Source organism: Dyella ginsengisoli LA-4 (genome assembly GCF_000334915.1).
Taxonomy (GTDB): Bacteria; Pseudomonadota; Gammaproteobacteria; order Xanthomonadales; family Rhodanobacteraceae; genus Dyella_A; species Dyella_A ginsengisoli_A.
On sequence record NZ_AMSF01000037.1, the window covers coordinates 82,985 to 99,580 of the forward strand.

At 68.9% G+C, this 16,596-nt stretch carries 17 protein-coding genes; 1 reads left to right on the plus strand and 16 read right to left on the minus strand.

Features of this window, described 5'->3' with window-relative positions; all coding sequences use genetic code 11:
- The first annotated feature begins 47 nt into the window (after positions 1 to 47).
- Entirely contained in the window at positions 48 to 437 is a 390-nt protein-coding gene (locus C693_RS0110870; protein ID WP_017462304.1) for a VOC family protein, read from the plus strand.
- Positions 438 to 458: 21 nt separating this feature from the next.
- On the opposite strand, the gene purF is transcribed toward C693_RS0110870, so the two are convergent.
- The 16 genes from purF to arr all read right to left on the minus strand — a co-directional run bounded on the left by purF (position 459) and on the right by arr (position 16,076).
- Complete coding sequence (purF, locus tag C693_RS0110875; RefSeq protein ID WP_017462305.1) at positions 459 to 1,934, minus strand: amidophosphoribosyltransferase; 1,476 nt, start codon at positions 1,932 to 1,934, stop codon at positions 459 to 461.
- 30 nt (positions 1,935 to 1,964) lie between these two features.
- Complete coding sequence (locus C693_RS0110880; protein ID WP_017462306.1) at positions 1,965 to 2,639, minus strand: CvpA family protein; 675 nt, start codon at positions 2,637 to 2,639, stop codon at positions 1,965 to 1,967.
- A 28-nt stretch (positions 2,640 to 2,667) separates the two neighbouring features.
- Positions 2,668 to 3,672, minus strand: a complete 1,005-nt coding sequence (locus tag C693_RS0110885) for an SPOR domain-containing protein (RefSeq protein ID WP_017462307.1) — start codon at positions 3,670 to 3,672, stop codon at positions 2,668 to 2,670.
- Positions 3,673 to 3,761: 89 nt separating this feature from the next.
- Positions 3,762 to 5,051 (minus strand): bifunctional tetrahydrofolate synthase/dihydrofolate synthase, encoded by a 1,290-nt coding sequence (gene folC, locus C693_RS0110890; protein ID WP_017462308.1) that lies wholly within the window; start codon positions 5,049 to 5,051, stop codon positions 3,762 to 3,764.
- Entirely contained in the window at positions 5,048 to 5,935 is an 888-nt protein-coding gene (locus C693_RS0110895; protein ID WP_026107343.1) for a carbon-nitrogen hydrolase family protein, read from the minus strand. The genes folC and C693_RS0110895 overlap by 4 nt, the downstream gene beginning before the upstream one ends.
- A gap of 9 nt (positions 5,936 to 5,944) precedes the next feature.
- Positions 5,945 to 6,541, minus strand: a complete 597-nt coding sequence (locus C693_RS0110900) for a GNAT family N-acetyltransferase (protein WP_017462310.1) — start codon at positions 6,539 to 6,541, stop codon at positions 5,945 to 5,947.
- A gap of 4 nt (positions 6,542 to 6,545) precedes the next feature.
- Positions 6,546 to 6,953, minus strand: a complete 408-nt coding sequence (locus tag C693_RS0110905; RefSeq protein WP_017462311.1) for a ketosteroid isomerase-related protein — start codon at positions 6,951 to 6,953, stop codon at positions 6,546 to 6,548.
- A 66-nt stretch (positions 6,954 to 7,019) separates the two neighbouring features.
- Positions 7,020 to 7,184, minus strand: a complete 165-nt coding sequence (locus C693_RS24015) for a hypothetical protein (protein ID WP_017462312.1) — start codon at positions 7,182 to 7,184, stop codon at positions 7,020 to 7,022.
- A gap of 107 nt (positions 7,185 to 7,291) precedes the next feature.
- A complete protein-coding gene (locus C693_RS0110915; protein ID WP_026107344.1) occupies positions 7,292 to 9,856 on the minus strand; it encodes a heavy metal translocating P-type ATPase in 2,565 nt (854 codons plus the stop codon).
- A complete protein-coding gene (locus C693_RS0110920) occupies positions 9,856 to 10,275 on the minus strand; it encodes a heavy metal-responsive transcriptional regulator (protein WP_017462314.1) in 420 nt (139 codons plus the stop codon). Before C693_RS0110920 ends, C693_RS0110915 begins: the two co-directional genes overlap by 1 nt.
- Before the next feature lie 92 nt (positions 10,276 to 10,367).
- A complete protein-coding gene (locus tag C693_RS21565) occupies positions 10,368 to 12,671 on the minus strand; it encodes an XVIPCD domain-containing protein (protein ID WP_017462315.1) in 2,304 nt (767 codons plus the stop codon).
- 23 nt (positions 12,672 to 12,694) lie between these two features.
- A complete protein-coding gene (locus tag C693_RS0110930) occupies positions 12,695 to 13,549 on the minus strand; it encodes an ankyrin repeat domain-containing protein (protein ID WP_017462316.1) in 855 nt (284 codons plus the stop codon).
- A gap of 169 nt (positions 13,550 to 13,718) precedes the next feature.
- On the minus strand, positions 13,719 to 14,609 hold the full coding sequence (locus C693_RS0110935) for an ankyrin repeat domain-containing protein (RefSeq protein WP_017462317.1): 891 nt from the start codon (positions 14,607 to 14,609) through the stop codon (positions 13,719 to 13,721).
- 170 nt (positions 14,610 to 14,779) lie between these two features.
- Positions 14,780 to 15,247 carry a GNAT family N-acetyltransferase gene (locus C693_RS0110940; protein ID WP_017462318.1) on the minus strand — a complete coding sequence of 156 codons (468 nt, stop codon included), beginning with the start codon at positions 15,245 to 15,247 and terminating at the stop codon, positions 14,780 to 14,782.
- Between the two features lie 70 nt (positions 15,248 to 15,317).
- Positions 15,318 to 15,533, minus strand: a complete 216-nt coding sequence (locus tag C693_RS0110945) for a hypothetical protein (RefSeq protein WP_157798598.1) — start codon at positions 15,531 to 15,533, stop codon at positions 15,318 to 15,320.
- A 111-nt stretch (positions 15,534 to 15,644) separates the two neighbouring features.
- Positions 15,645 to 16,076 (minus strand): NAD(+)--rifampin ADP-ribosyltransferase, encoded by a 432-nt coding sequence (arr, locus tag C693_RS0110950; protein WP_017462320.1) that lies wholly within the window; start codon positions 16,074 to 16,076, stop codon positions 15,645 to 15,647.
- Positions 16,077 to 16,596 lie beyond the last annotated feature (520 nt).

A 16,596-nucleotide genomic window follows, 5' to 3' on the forward strand; every position in this document is an offset into this window, starting at 1 on the left:
CCGGCCGTAGCCGGCCAGACATGCCCCCCAACCCCGGAGATATTCGCATGGATCGCCTGGACACCATCGAGATCAAGGCTTTCGTTCCCGCCCGCGACTACGCGCTGTCGCGGCGTTTCTACGCCGATGTCGGCTTCGAGGAAAAATCCGAGGGCGATGGCGTCGCCTACTTCGCGGCCGGCGACTGCAGCTTCCTGTTGCAGGACTTTCACCATCCCGACCTGGCCGGCAACTTCGTCATGCACCTGCTGGTTGCCGATGTCGATGCCTGGCACCGGTACCTGTGCGAACGGGGCATCGCCGAGCGCTACGGTATCCGCCTGGACGCACCGGCCGATCGGCCCTGGCGGATGCGCGATTTCTGCCTGACCGACCCTTCCGGCGTGCTCTGGCGCATCGCCCAGAACATCGGCGGACGGCCGCTCGCGGACGGCTGAACCGTCCGCGGGTCCCCAGGCTCAGGCGATCCGGCGCGCCGCCTTGGCGTCGTCCGAGCGCATCAGCTCGATCTGCTGCAGGTAGTCCCTCTCCAGACCGGTGACGTACTCGCCGGAGAAGCACGAGGTGTCGAACTGCGTCAGGTCCTCGTTGCCGTCCTGCACCGCCCAGATCAGGTCATCGAGATCCTGGTAGATCAGCCAGTCGGCGCCGAGCATCGCCTCGACCTCCTGCTCGGTCTTGCCGGCCGCGACAAGTTCGTGCGCCGACGGCATGTCGATGCCGTACACGTTCGGATAGCGCACTGGCGGCGCGGCCGAAGCGAAGTACATGCGCGTGGCGCCGGCATCGCGCGCCATCTGGATGATCTGCTTCGACGTGGTGCCGCGCACGATGGAGTCGTCCACCAGCAGCACGGTCTTCTTGCGGAACTCCAGATCCACCGCGTTGAGCTTGCGGCGCACCGATTTCACGCGGTCGCCCTGCCCCGGCATGATGAAGGTGCGACCCACATAGCGGTTCTTCACCAGGCCCTCGCGGAACGGCACGCCCAGCGCGCCGGCCAGCGCGCTGGCGGCGGTGCGCGAGGTGTCGGGGATCGGAATCACCGCGTCGATGCCATGGTCCGGGCGCAGGCGCATGATCTTCTGCGCCAGCTTCTCGCCCATGCGCAGACGCGCCTTGTACACCGACACGTCCTCGATCATCGAGTCCGGGCGGGCCAGGTAGACGTATTCGAAGATGCACGGCGCATGCACCGCGGCCTCGGCGCAGTGGCGGCTGAACAGCTGGCCGTCGTCGGTGATCACCACCGCTTCGCCGGGCTCGATGTCGCGCAGGCGCTTGAAGCCCAGCACGTCCAGCGCCACCGACTCGGAGGCCACCGCATACTCGCGACCCTCGTCGGTGACGCGCTCGCCCAGCACCAGCGGGCGGATGCCGTTGGGATCGCGGAAGGCGATCAGGCCGTAGCCGAGGATCAGACCGATGCAGGCATAACCGCCCTTGGCGCGCGCGTGCACGCCGGCGACCGCCTTGAAGATGTTGTCCGGCGTGATCGCCATCCGCTCCTGGATCTGCAGCTCGTGCGCCAGCACGTTCAGCAGCACCTCGGAATCGGAATCGGTGTTGATGTGGCGCCGGTCGTCCTCGAACATCTCCTTGCGCAGCACGTCCGTGTTGACCAGGTTGCCGTTGTGCGCGAAGGCGATGCCGTAGGGCGAATTCACGTAGAACGGCTGCGCCTCGTCGGCACCCTCCGAGCCCGCCGTGGGATAACGGCAATGGCCGATGCCGATGCGGCCGCGCAGGTGGCTCATCGAGGTCTGGTTGAACACGTCGCGTACCAGGCCGTTGCCTTTGTGCAGGCGCAGGCGGGATCCATCCACGGTGGCGATGCCCGCGGCATCCTGGCCACGGTGCTGGAGGACGGTGAGGCCGTCATAGAGCGCCGAGGCGACCTCGGTGATGCCGACAATGCCGATGATTCCGCACATGATGTTGGGTGCCTGCGTGGGGTGTTGCGATTACGGATGCGAAGGTGCGCCGGCCGGAGCCACCGCGGGAGAAGACGTCGCCGGAGCAGGCGATGTGGGTGCGGCGAGCGGTCCGCGCAAGGTTGCGGCCTGCGCGTCGAGCAGGCGCCGCATGCCGGAGAGATCGGCACCGTCCGCACCGGCCTTTAGCCGGGACAGGCTGTCGCTCACCTCTGGCGAAGGATGCAGATAGCGCCCGGTGCTGGCCGGCAGGTGCTGACCCACGGCGATCGCCACGCCCTGGAACTGCGGCAACAACAGCGACTGGTGCCACCAGGGCTCGCGTACCACGGCGGTGAAACCGAGCAGGAACACCATCAACGCGACCAGCAGCACGCCGCGGGCAAAACCGAACAGCACGCCCAGCGCGCGATCCGGCCCGGACAGACCGGCGCCGACCACCAGCCGGTGGAAGATCGCATTGACCAGCGCGCCGATGATCAGCATGCCGACGATGCACAAGCCATAGCCGGCCATCAGACGCAGTTCGGGCGTGTGGATGCTGTGGTCGAAATAGCCCGCGACGGTCGGACCGAACGCCCAGGCGACCCAGATCGAGCCGATCCAGATCGCCAGCGACAGGACCTCCGCCACCAGCCCGCGCCACAGGCCGATCAGCACCGAAATGGCGATCACCGCGGCGATGACGTAATCGGCCCAGTTCATCCTGCGGTCACTCCGTTACGACTGCTGCTCAGGGGACGCTGACGACGTTGCCGGACAGGCCAAGCTTGGACTTGATCTGCTCGCGCACGCGCATCGCATCGTCCCGCTGGGTCTGCGGCCCGGCGCGCACGCGCCAGAGTTTCTTGCCGCCCACGACGACCGAGTCGACGAAGCCATCGAAGCCGTTCGCACGCAGCTTGTCGCGCAGGGCGATCGCGTCGGACTGGCCGCTCATCGCGGCGACCTGCACCGCCCAGCCGCCGGCCCGGCTGGCCTTGGCCGGCGCGCTGGCCGGCGCGTCGCCGGCCGGGGTGCTGGCGCTGCTCTCGAGCTTTGCCGGCACGCCGGCGATGCTCTGGGTGATCTTCAGTCGCGCACTCTCGGCCGCGGTGCGCGAGGGGAACGGACCGGCCTCCACCGCGGTGAGCGTCTTGCCGCCCTGGTGGATGGCATGGCTGCGCACCGGATAGCCCAGCGCGCGCACCTTCTGCATCAGGCTGGCTGCGCCACTGCTGGAGGCGTAAGCGCTGAGGTTGAGCGTGTAGCTGCCGCGCGCGGCCGCAGCCGCTGGCAGCGCCGGTTCCGGAGTGGGCGCCGGCTTGCTGACCGGAGTGCTGGGCGGTGCCTTTGCCGGAGCGCTGCCAGCCTTGGGGGCCTGCGGCTGCGGCTGGATCACCGGCTGGCTGGCGGCGGGCGTCGCTGGAGGAGGCGTGGTCGTTGCGGCGCCAGCGGCACCGGTCTCGACGTCGGTCGGACGGTGCGACGGGATGTCGACCGTGGCGAGCTGGTCACTGCTGCCGTTGCCGGCGGCAGGGATGACGGTTGCGCCCGTGCTGGCCGGAATCGCCGGTGCGGAAGCGTCGGGGTTCAGGCTCATCGTGCGGGTCTGCAGATCGCGATCCGGTGCCGGCGGAATCGCCAGGCTCACCGACTGGTCGCCCGGTGCCGCCGGCGGATGGCTCGGGAAGAACATCGGGACGATGAGGACCAGCAGCGCGATGAGAACGGCAGCTCCCAGCAGGCGAGTTTTCAAGACGGGCTCCAGGGGTGGCGGGCGCGGCGCGAAGCGGCGGAATTATACCCGGCGTACCCCTGCCGCCGGAAACCGCCGGGGGGCCGCGTTCAGGCGCGATGCGCTGCGAGCACCGCCGAGGCGACGAAAAACGAACCGAACGCAAGGATCGTCTCGCCGGGAAGCGCGGCTGCGCGTGCCGCGTCCAGCGCCTCGGCCACGCCGGGATGCAGGTCGAACCGGGCCTCCGGCCGGCCGGCAGCCAAGGCCTCGGCCAGGGCGTGTGCCGGCAGGCCGCGCGGCGTGTCGCGATCCAACCCGGCCAGGTGCCAGTGGTCGATACGTGCCCCCAGCGCGACGATCACGCCGGCCACGTCCTTGTCCGACAGTGCGCCGAACACCGCGTGCACCCGCCCGTGCGGCACGGCATCGAGCCACTGCGCCAGCGCGCGCGCAGCCTGGGGGTTGTGGCCCACGTCCACATACAGCGCCGGATCGCCCCCCAGCGCCTGCAGCCGTGCCGACACCGAGACGCTGCGCAGCGCCGAGGCCACCGCATGCTCCGGGTGATCTCCCAGCAACCCGTGACCCAGCGCATGCAGGGTGGCGATCGCCGTGGCGGCGTTGGCGTACTGCACCGGTGCGGCGAGCGCCGGGTCGGGCAGCGTCATCGCCGTGCCGTCGCGGTGGACCCAGCTCCAGCCGGATGACAGGTGCTCCACCCGGAAATCGACGCCGGCGCGAACCACCTGCGCTCCGATGGCATGCAGCGCATCGAGCAGGCCGACCGGCGGCTCGACCTCGCCCACCACGGCGGGATGGCCGCTGCGGGCAATACCGGCCTTTTCCCGTCCGATGCTGTCGCGGTCCGACCCCAGCCAGTCCATGTGGTCCAGATCCACCGTGGTGATCGCCACCACGTCGGCATCGACGATGTTCACCGCGTCGAGCCGCCCACCCAGGCCCACCTCCAGCACCGCCACGTCCAGGTCGGCGCGGGCGAAGAGGTCCAGCGCGGCGAGGGTGCCGAACTCGAAATAGGTCAGCGGGATCGGCGCACCCGGCCCCTGCGTGCGCGCCGCCTCGATGCGCTCGAACGCGGCCACCAGCGACGCGTCGTCCACGTCGGTGCCGTCGATGCGTACGCGCTCGTTGTAGGCGAGCAGATGCGGCGAGGTGAAACAGCCCACCCGCCGACCGGCCTGGCGCAGCATCGCCTCGAGCAGGGCCACGGTGGAGCCCTTGCCGTTGGTGCCGCCGACGGTGACCACGTGGCGCGCCGGCCGCGGCGCGCCCATCCGCTGCCAGACCGCGCGCACGCGCTCCAGACCCAGCTCGATGGCGCGGGGATTGACCTGTTCCTGGTAGCTCAGCCAGTCGGCGAGGGTTCGGGTGTTCACGCGGGTTCGAATCCGGCAAGCCGTGCGCGCTGCACGGCGGGTAGGCGTTGCCCAGGCCAGTCGGCGGCTATGCCGACCTGGCCGATGGCGCGGGCCTCGCACACCGCGGCGACGTCCACGTCGGCAAGCAGCCAGCCCGCGTCGGCGTCCAGCGCGGCCAGCACGCCCGTCTCCGGCAGGCCGCGGTCCGGTGGCACGTAGACGGCGGCGCTACCGGTGTTGACGTCCAGCGCCGGGCTCCATTCGCTGACGCCCGCGGTGACCGCACACACCACGGGCACCTGGTTCTCCAGCGCGCGGGCTTGGCCGCCGATGCGCACGCGCCAGGCACCCGCCTCGGTGTCGGTGCAGCTGGGCACCAGCAGCAGGGCCGCGCCGGCCTCGGCCTGGGCGCGTGCGAACAGCGGGAACTCGACGTCGTAGCAGATGTTGATGCCGACGCGGCCAAACTCGGTGTCGAACACCTTCAGCGCGTCACCCGGCTCGATGCAGCCGGCCTGCTTCTCGTAGCCGGTCAGGCGCAGCTTGTCCTGCTCGCCGACGCGACCGTCCGGGGCGAACAGCAGCGCGCGGTTGCGGAACGCCCCGCCCTGCCGCCGCAGGAAGCTGCCGGCCACCACATACATGCCGTGCCGGCGCGCCAGCCCGGAAAACAGCGCACGCCAATCGGCATAGAGCCCGTCCACGGCCTCCAGCGAACGCTGCAGGTCGCCGTAGACCGCAGGGCCGAACGCATGCGCCAGCTCCAGCGCCAGGTACTCGGGCAGCACGGCGATCTGCGCCCCCTGCGCGGCGGCGCCGGCCAGCTCGCTTTCCACGCGGGCCGCGAAATCATCGAAACGCGCCGGGGCACCGATCGGCCACTGCGCCACCGCCACTTTCACGCTCAACGCTCAGCCCTCCAGCGGACGCAACCAGAACCGCAGCAGGTGGGGACTGGCCGCGGCGTCGCCAAGCTCCTTCCAGTCCAGCGTGCAGAACAGATCGTCCTGCCGGCGATACCCCCGCTTGATCCAGAAGGCGTCGTTGGGGCGGTAGCCGGCCGGCTTGCGCGGATCGTCATCGGCGCGCTCGACCGCACAGAACGCGGTGAGCGCGAAACCGCCCAGCCGGCGCGCGTGCGCTTCGCGTTCGTCGAAGAAGCGATGGCCCAGCCCCTGCCCGCGGTAGTCGCGCAGCAGCACCGACTCGCCGAAGTAGAACACCTCGTCCAGGGCCAGGCCCTTTTCGCGGAACGGCGCGTGGAAGGCCGGCTGGTCGTCCAGCAGCGGGATGCCGGTGGACGCGCCGACCACGGTGTCACCGTCGAGCGCCAGCACGAACACGCTGCGCGGCGAGCGCGCGTAGGCGGTCAGATACTCGCTCTCGTAGTCCGCGCTGCCCTGGTAGAGATACGGGTAGTCGCGGAAAACGGTGCTGCGCAACCGAGCGAGGTCAGCCAGGTAGGGCGCGACCGCCTTGCCGGTGCAGGTGATGGTGCGGACGGCCATCGGGTCAGCCGCCGGAGACCTGCGCGATCCAGTCGGCGAGGTTGTAGTAGTTGGTGACGCGGCTGATGCGCCCGTCGCGGAGGTCGAAGAACGCGCCGCCCGGCAGCACGTAGCGCTGGCCGTGCGCCGGCGGCAGGCCCTCGTCGTCGGCGAGATAGCTGCCATGCACTTCGTATTCGGCCGCCGCGCGGGTGCCGTCGGCGGCCGCCATCACCACGATCTTCTCCAGCCGCTCGGCGTAGCAGCGGTTCATCCGCGCGAGGAAGGCGCGGAACGCCTCGCGACCGTGCTCCCGCCCGCCCTGGTTGAGGTCGTGCGCCACGTCGTCGGTCAGGCAGGCCAGCATCGCCTCCCAGTCGCCAGCGTTGAACGCGGCGTAGTAGCGCTGGATCAGGGCGATCGCGTCGGACATGGCGGGCGGCTCCGGGGCGTGGCGGGGGACGCGAAAGTGTAAGCCATCACCCGTTCCCGCCGCCGCTCAGCCAAACGGATGGATCCCGCTGGCACGCAGCGCCCAGTACATGCCGAAGGCGGTCCAGAACATCTTCTTCAGGGCCTTGCCGGCCAGCAGTGCGGCCAGCAGGCCGACCAGCAGGGGCAGATGGCGATCGAGCAGGCTGCGGGTGTCGTTGACGGTGTTCATGGCTGTGCTCCCTCGCCCCGATGGGCGTGGGAGCATCATCGGCTGCCCCCCTCTCCCGTGGCAGTCGGTTCCGTCAGCCACCGCCGGTGACAACCGTCACCGCCGCATCACAACCGCGCCGAGCGCAGCCGCAGCGCGTTGCTCACCACCGACACCGAACTGAAGCTCATCGCCAGCGCGGCGACCATCGGGGACAGCATCCAGCCCAGCCACGGATACAGCGCGCCGGCCGCCAGCGGCACGCCGATGCCGTTGTAGACGAAGGCGAAGAACAGGTTCTGGTGGATGTTGCGCACGGTGGCGCGCGACAGCGCCCGCGCCCGCACGATGCCACCCAGATCGCCCTTCACCAGGGTCACCTGCGCGCTCTCCATCGCCACGTCGGTGCCGGTGCCCATGGCGATGCCGACGTCCGCCGCGGCCAGCGCCGGGGCGTCGTTGATGCCGTCGCCGGCCATGGCGACACGCCGGCCGTTCTTCCTGAGCGACTGCACCACCGCCGCCTTGCCGGCAGGCGACACCTCCGCGTGTACCTCGTCGATGCCCAGCTCACGCGCCACCGCCTGCGCGCTCAGCAGGTGATCGCCGGTAAGCATCACCAGTTGCAGGCCCTCGGCGTGCAGGCGACGGATCGCCTCGGCCGCGCCGTCCTTCAGGCGGTCGGACACTGCGATCAACCCGGCCAGCGCGCCCCCGAGCGCCAGGTACATCACTGTCGCCCCTTCACCACGCAGCCGGTCGGCATGGGTCACCGCGCCAGCGTCCACGTCGACCGACAGGGCCCGCATCATCGCCCGGTTGCCCAGCGCCACGGCCTGGCCGTCGATGCGCCCCTGCACACCCTGCCCGGCGATGCTGCGGAAATCCTCCACCGCGGGCAGCGCCTGATCACCCGCCGCGCGCACGATGGCACGGGCCAGCGGATGCTCGCTCGGCGCCTCCAGCGCGGCGGCCAGTGCCAGCAGCGCGTCATGCGAACGCCCGCCCAGCGGCACCAGCTCGCGCAGCGCCGGCTTGCCCTCGGTCAGGGTGCCGGTCTTGTCGACCACCAGCGTGTCGATGTCGCGCATCGCCTCGATGCTGCCGGCATCCTTGAACAGCACGCCCAGGTGGGCGCCGCGACCGCTGGCCACCATGATCGAGATCGGCGTGGCCAGACCCAGCGCGCAGGGACAGGCGATGATCAGTACCGACACGGCGGCGATCAGCGCCCGCGTCATCCGCGGGTCCGGACCCAGCCAGGCCCACAACCCGAACGCGATCACCGCGCAGGCCACCACGATCGGCACGAACCATTCGGCGACCTTGTCGGCGACCCGCTGCAACGGCGCCCGGCTGCGCTGGGCCGCGGCGACCAGCGCCACGATCTGCGACAGCACCGTCTCGCTGCCGACCTTCTCGGCGCGCATCCGCACCGTACCGTCCTGGTTGACCGTACCGCCGGTGAGCGGGTCACCGGCCGTCTTGGCCACCGGCATCGGCTCGCCGGTAAGCATGGATTCGTCGACATGGCTGTCGCCGTCGAGCACCACGCCGTCCACCGGCACCTTCTCACCCGGCCGCACGCGAAGCGTGTCGCCGGGCTGCACCTCGTCCAGCGACACATCGGCCTCGCGGCCCTGGGCATCGATCCGATGCGCGATCTTCGGCGCCAGACCGAGCAGCGCCTTCAATGCCTCGCCGGTACGGCGGCGCGCGCGCAGCTCGAGGAAATCACCCAGCGTCACCAGGGTGACGATCACCGCTGCCGACTCGAAGTACACCGCCACGCGGCCATGCATGTCGCGGAAACTGGCCGGGAACACGCCCGGCGCGAGGAACGCCACCGCGCTGTAGACCCACGCCACGCCGGTGCCCAGTGCGATCAGCGTGTACATGTTCGGCGACCACGGCCGCAGCGAGTTCCAGCCGCGCCGGAAGAACGGTGCCCCGCCCCACAGCACCACCACGCTGGCCAGCAGCGCCTCGGTCCATGCCGCCACGCGGTCCCACGGCGCCGGCGGATGCCAGCCGGTGAGGTGCGGCAGCATCGCCACCACGAACACCGGTGCGGTGAGCGCCACCAGCGTCCAAAGGCGGCGCGCCATCGCCTTCAGCTCGCTGCCATCGTCCTCGGCGGTGGGCATCATCGGCTCCAGCGCCATGCCGCACTTGGGGCAGTCGCCGGGACCGACCTGCTGCACCTCCGGATGCATCGGGCAGGTGTAGATGGCGCCGGCCGGCGCCGGCGGCGCGGGCTTGCGCCCGCCGAGATACGCCTCGGGATCGGCCACGAATTTTTCGCGGCAGCGGGCCGCGCAGAAATAGTAGGTGTGGCCGCCATGCCCGGCGCGATGCTCTGCCGTGTGCGGGTCCACGGTCATGCCGCAGACCGGGTCCTTCACCGCGTGGTCGCCGGCATGGCCGTGATGATGGCCGTGTGCGTGGTCGTGCCCCGCCTGCGAAACCGCCTTGCCGCCGCAGCAACCGCCGCTGGCCGGTTCCGCCGCCAGATACTTCGCCGGATCGGCCTCGAACTTCGTCCGGCAGCCGTTGCAGCAGAAGTGGAAGGTCTGGCCCTCGTGCACCGTGCTCGGCTTGCCGGCCGTGGTGTCCACGGTCATGCCACAGACCGGGTCAATCGCCGTGCGTGGTGTCTCCGCGCCCCGGCAGCAGGAGGTTCCGGTGTCCATCAGGCACCCTCCCCATCGTTGAGCGCACGCAGGATCGGGCATTGCTCCGGTGCGCCGTGGCCGGGGCAGGAGGCAACCAACTCGGCCAGGCCATCGCGCACGCGCTGCAACTCGGCGATGCGTGCATCGATCGCGGCCAGGCGCTCCTCGGCACGTCGCTTCACTGCCTTCACGCCGCGCTGGCGGTCGTGGGACAAAGCCAGCAACCCGCGGATCTCCTCCAGCGTGAAACCCAGATCCTTGGCACGCCGGATGAAGCGCAACTGGGCCACCGCGCTCTCGCCATAGCTGCGGTAGCCGGAGGCACGACGAACCGGCTCAGGCAGCAGGCCTTCGCGCTCGTAGTAGCGGATGGTGTCGATGGGAACGCCGGCGCGCCGGGCGACGGCTCCGATGGTGAGCGAGCTGTTCGTATCCATGGCGAAAGTCTAGACCCTTGATTCAGGTCCAGAGTCAAGCCCGGTCGAGCCGACCGACTTGACCACTGGCTTCGCGCCCTGCGACCGGTCGATCAGCTCGGCAGCAGGGGCGGGTGCTCCGGCCCGGCCTGGATCCGTGCCGGCGGTGCCAGCTCCGTCGCTTGTGCCTGCACTGCCGGCAGCGCGAGCCAGGCAGCGCTGCTCTGCGCCAGCGGCGTGCGAACCGCCTCCAGCGTGTCGACCTGCGCCACCAGGCTCAGCGCGCGGGGCGTGCGCTCCTGCAACGCGAACGCGCGGGCGCCGTCCTCGCTCATCGCCACCGCATCCACGCGGCTGAGTCCAGCCGCATGCGAAGCCACCGCAAGATGACCGGACAGGTTGTCGCTCCGCGTGTCGGACGTGCGTCCCATCGAGGCGTCGATGTCGTGTACGTGGCCGCGGATCTGCCGGAACATCGCATGCCCCGGATGCGACGGATCATCGAGCCGTCGCGCCGCCGGCGGAGCGACCGCGTGCTGCCGCAGCACCTGCCGCGCCTCCTGCTCCACGTTCTCGATGCGCTTGTCCATGCTGGGCAGGACGGTGGCGGACATCAGGTGTCTTTCGAATGCCTCATGCATTGCCTCGCTGCCCCCGAAGCGGGCCAGGATCGCCGAACCGAGCACGGTGGGCGCCGCAGCGGGCGCACCGCCCAGCGCGGCGCCGGCCAGCGGCGCGTGTCCAGTGACCTCGTCCACGGCGCGTCCGCCGAAGGCGATGCCCGATGCTGCCAGGTCCCCGGCCTGTATCGCTGTCCGTTGCTGGAGTGCTCCCAGCGCCGCCGCCCCCTGCCCCGTGGCGGCCGCGGCCGCCCGGACCTGGCTGCGGATGGCATCGGCATCCGCGCGGCCGTCGCGCAGACTGGCTGCCGCCCCGGAGTGCGCCTGCGCAAGCGCGCGGTCGCCTGCGGTATCGATCTGGTCCGCCTGGTGGTCCATCCACTGCCTCGCCCCATCGGGCAGTATTCGCCCGATCCCGCGAAGCACGCCGGCGTCGATCTCGGCGCCGACATCGCGCGCTTGCCCGACCGCCTCGTCCAGGCCGGCCTGCACGTGGGAGGAGGCTTCGCGCCCCTGCGCCAGCACCTCGCCGGCGACTCGCTCCCCATCCTGCAGGAAGCCACCACCCCAGCGGGTCGCCTGGTTGGCCAACGCACCGGCTCGTTCGGCGGTGGCGCGCACGCCGCTGCTCACCTGGTCCAACCCCTGATGCACCCGGTGGCCGCCAGCGGCGATCAGCTCGCCGCCCTGCCGCCCCAGGTCGGCACCGCGCGCCGCCGCGTTGGCGGCCTCCAGCACCGGCCCGGCCAACAGGGTGAGCTCGGGCAGCGACAGCGCGTGGTTGCGGGCCACCAGCTGGCTGCCCGGATCGTTGGGATCCAGCCGGCGCATCGGTGCCAGCAGCGGCGGAACCTCACCGGCGGCCAACGGCAACTCGCGCAGCAGCTTGTCGGTATCGCCGGTGGCCACGGTGTCGACGAACGCGCGCACGGTCGCCCGCTCCGCCGTGGGGATACCGTCCATCAGGCGGTTCTCCAGCAGGTTGCGGGCCTCGGGCACCTGCCGTAGCAACCGACAGGTGTCGCGCAGCACGCCACCGAGTTCGCTCCGCTGGTTGGCGTCCATGCCGTGGATGTTGTCCTGCACGCCGTTGCTGAGCAGCTCGCCCTGCACCTGGTAGGCGGTGATGCGGTGGCTCACGTCGTACACAGCCATGTCGTGCCGCTCGGCGAACCGCAGCGCGGTATTCGGATGCAGGCCGGCGGCATTGAATGTGGTCGCCGGCCTGCCGGTGACTGCCGAGGCGGCCGAAGCCATGCCTCCGGCGAGACTGTGTCCGGTGAGCTCGAAGTCCAGACCAGCGAGCTTGAGATTTCTCGCGACGGCCATGGCGCGATCGTAGTAGTCGGTCTCCAGCCCCACCGACTGCGGGAAGTTGTTGGCGACGAAATCCTCGGCCGTAGTGTCGCGCAAGCCCGAAGGCGTCAACACCTCCCCGGACGATCCCTTGAATGCGAGTACCGGCTTGTAGCCCGGCCCCAGCACCGACGAATCCGGAAGATAGATCTCGGCGCGAAAGCCCGAACTCTCCGGCTGCAGCTGGTCGAGCAGATCCTTGGTCGAAATACCCAGCGAGCCGGCATAGCGTACGAGCAGCTCCGGATGTTCGGAGGCCCGCAACCAGCCGTGCGGCGGCTGTCCCTCATGCCTCGCCGAGGCGTAGGCGTCGGTCGCAAGATCCGCCATCTGGCGGTCGTGGTAGAGCTTCTGAAGCCTGGTCGCTTCCGCCCGGGCGGCCGGACTTCCGTACCGTTGCAGTTGGCCGAGCAGTGCCTCGCGTTCGCTGGCATCGGACATGGATCACTCCTTGATCGCGTGTTTCAAAGCAGGGGGATGTCTTTTTCCTCATAGGGAAAACCAAGGTTCTTGCGCATATCGCGGTAATCCTTCGGGATCGGCGGGCGCTTGTAGCCATGGGCGAGAAACCACTGCTGGCACTTGCGCTGCCAGGTCGGGTCGTCCGGATTGCCCGGGTGCCAGAAGACGTCCTCGACGATCAGGTTGCACTTCGGCGCCGGCGGGGGTGGCTGCTTCAGCAGGTCGCCCACGGCCTCCGGATCCGCGCCATGTTGAAGCAGCCAATACGCCTGCCTGAATCCCCCACGCGAGGTGTAGTCCAACAGGATCGACGTGCCCCGACTGGTGTCATTGACGTCCGCCCCGCGCTCCACCAGCAGCTGCACGTTCTGCCACTGGTTGTGCCAGATGAACGCCTGGAACAGCAGCGGCTCGTCGTTGGCGTTGCGCGTGTTCGGATCGCCGCCGTGGTCGAGCAGCAGCTTCAGGTAGATCGGGTCCTTCTCGGTGGCCGCGAGCACCATGGCGTTGTTGTAGTCGAAGTACGTGCCACCGCTGCCGTCGGCATAGTGCTTGGAGTGCGTTCCCGGCTTGCGTGCGTTCGGATCGGCGCCGTTGTCCAGCAAAGCCTTCAGGCCCGCCGGGTTGTGCGTGTAGATCGGCCACCCGATCAGCGGCATGCCGCTGCCGTCCACGCTAAAGTAGCGGTCCGGATCGATGTGCTCGTCCTTCATCAGGTGCCGCACCTGCGCGGCATCGCCCTGCTCCGCCGCCAGCGCCAGCGCCTGCGCGCGCGGATCCCTGAAGTACGTGCCCAACCCGTAGCGCGAGTGGCTCGCCGGCGCGTCCGGGCCACAGCCGGCAAGCAGCAGGCTCATCAGAAGCCCGACAAGGGCAAACACGTTTCGCGACATATGCCGTCCCATGGCAGATTTCATGCCGCTCTGGTGTTCGGGCGCCCCAGGCCGCCACATCGCACCCCGGCTACTACGGTCAAAAGCTCTCGCTCGCTGGCATCGGACATGGATCACTCCTTGATCGCGTGTTTCAACGCAGGGGGATGTCTTTTTCCTCATAGGGAAAACCAAGGTCTCTGCGCATGGTGCGATACGACTCGGGCATGGGAGGCCGCTGATATCCGTGATCGAGGAGCCAGTGCTGGCAACGGCGCTGCCACGTCGGGTCTTCGGGATTGCCGGGGTGCCAGTAGATGCTCTCTACGATGAGATTACGCTTGGGCGCGGGCGGCGCCGGTTGCTTCAGGAGCGAGCCCACTGCGTCGGGATCCGCACCATGGTCGAGCAACCAGTAAACTGCTTTGAAGTCACCCGCGCCGGCATAATCCAACAGGATCGACGTACCCCGACTGGTGTCATTGACGTCCGCCCCACGCTCCACCAGCAGCTGCACGTTCTGCCACTGGTTGTGCCAGATGAACGCCTGGAACAGCAGCGGCTCGTCGTTGGCGTTGCGCGTGTTCGGATCGCCGCCGTGGTCGAGCAGCAGCTTCAGGTAGATCGGGTCCTTCTCGGTGGCCGCGAGCACCATGGCGTTGTTGTAGTCGAAGTACGTGCCGCCGCTGCCGTCGGCATACTGCTTGGAGTGCGTTCCCGGCTTGCGTGCGTTCGGATCGGCGCCGTTGTCCAGCAGCGCCCTCAGGCCCGCCGGGTTGTGCGTGTAGATCGGCCACCCGATCAGCGGCATGCCGCTGCCGTCCACGCTGAAGTAGCGGTCCGGATCGATGTGCTCGTCCTTCATCAGGTGCCGCACCTGCGCGGCATCGCCCTGCTCCGCCGCCAGCGCCAGCGCCTGTGCGCGCGGATCCCTGAAGTACGTGCCCAACCCGTAGCGCGAGTGGCTCGCCGGCGTGTCCGGGCCACAGCCGGCAAGCAGCAGGCTCATCAGAAGCCCGGCAAGGGCAAACACGTTTCGCGACATATGCCGTCCCATGGCAGGTCAGAGCCGGATCCTAAGCGGGGCAAGCCCGCCGCGTCCCGACGCGGCGCGCCGGAAGTGATCTTCGTCACACGATCCTTGGCCGCGAGGCTAGCAGAAGGGCTGATCGCGCCGCTGTCGGCGCAAGCCGCGTGCGGAGACCAGGCCGCGCTTCAGGCGACCTCGTGCGTATAGACGATGAAGCCCAGATGGCGCGCCACCTTGTCGTACAGGGCCCGGCCGGCGGCATTGTCGATCTGCGTCTGCCAATAGACGCGTCGCGCGCCGGCGTCGCGCGCTCGTTGATAAACCGCCCCGATCAACTGCCGCCCGCCCCCACGACCACGCAGGTCGGTGCGGGTAAACAGGTCCTGCAGGTAGCACACCGGTTCGATGCGGGTGGTGCTGCGATGAAACAGGTAATGCGCGATTCCGACGACCTCGCCGTCCAGCTCGGCCACCAGCGCAAACACCGGCTCGGCTGGATCCGGGAATCGATTCCAGGTGCACGCGGTGATCGCCTCCGGCAACGCCGTCTCGCCCTCGCGGCCATAGAACGCGTTGTAGCCGTCCCAGAGCAGCCGCCACGGCGCATGGTCGGACTGGGAGACAGGACGAATGAGCAGGGAATCGACGGTCACGGCAAACGGCTTCCGGGAGTCAGGTGGAGGCACCGAGAAAGACAGTTCCGTCGCAGTCGGCAGGCCGGGCTCACTCCCGGTGCCCCGACAAGCGCATCGCCAGCACGTACCACGCGGTAACCGTCGGCACGACGTAGGGAAACACGCCGTAGAAGGTATCGCTTACCGAGTGCGAACGGGCATCCACCCATACGAAGATGTGCACGCAGAACGCCAGCACCAGCACGGTGATTACCCAGCCGGTGATCGACGTGGGGCGGTACATCCATCCCAAGGGTTTGAACATGACGGCTCTCGCATGGCGCGGGTCGCCACCGATGATAGGACGGCGAGCAACAGATGCGGCGCCAAGTGGCCCGCGTGCCATCGTGATCGGACCGGCCCCCCCTCATCCGGATCAGTTGATGATCTCTCCCATGCCCGCCTGGACCCGCCTCCGGAGTTCCAGAATGAACTCCGGATCGTAGAGCTCCCAACTTTCCAGCTCGCCGACGATCCTCAGAGGTTGCGCGCTTCGATAGGACCGTGTCGGATTGCCCGGGAATTTCTTGTTGGTGACGTTCGGGTCGTCTTCGAACGCACCGGTTGGCGCTACAACGTAGACCCGCGGCCTTCCCGCTCCGAGCGCCAGCTCCGCGGCGAGACCAGCCCCCTTGGGCAAGCTGGTGAAGTAGACATGGTTCATCACGACGCTCTCGTCGTAGTTGGAAGTGAACCCTGCTTTCAACATGTCGCCAACGGAGAGGTCCACCCTGGTGCCGTGATAGAACGGCCCTCGAACCTGACCGCAGTTCTCGACGGAAACGGGAGTCCAGTCTTCTTCATGCATGACCCGGAGCGCCTCATGCTTCCTGCCCAATCGGCAGGGTGGCGATCCTAGGTCAGGGCGAGCGCCTTGCCGCAAGCCCAGGCGGCTGATATAGATTGAAGCTGGGAGGCGCGATGCGCCTTTTTTGACCAGCGCGGCCGGCCCAAGGATTCCCGGCGATCGAGAGGCATCACACCCGTATCTCGACGAAATCAGCCGGAGCCGCTCGGCGTCTGGTCACTACCGAGACTCTGGCGCGGCACGAAATCGATCTCGCGCGTTATCTGCGCAGCACCCGGCCAGTCGGGAAGAACTTTCCAGGACCGAGAGGGGAATCTGCAGTCCGTGCGGATTTATCGGCCAACACCCGCTCGTGCCATGCGCCAGCAAGACGTCGAACGCCGTTCGATCGACCAGCCCCTCGAACGGCGATTGCCTTGGATGGCTGTTCATCCGTGGCGCACGCCGAGGCCCTTTTGGCGCCTGACGCTGGCGCTAAGCGGCGCGCGATGCGCGCTCCACCATGAACAAGGAGTTGGGT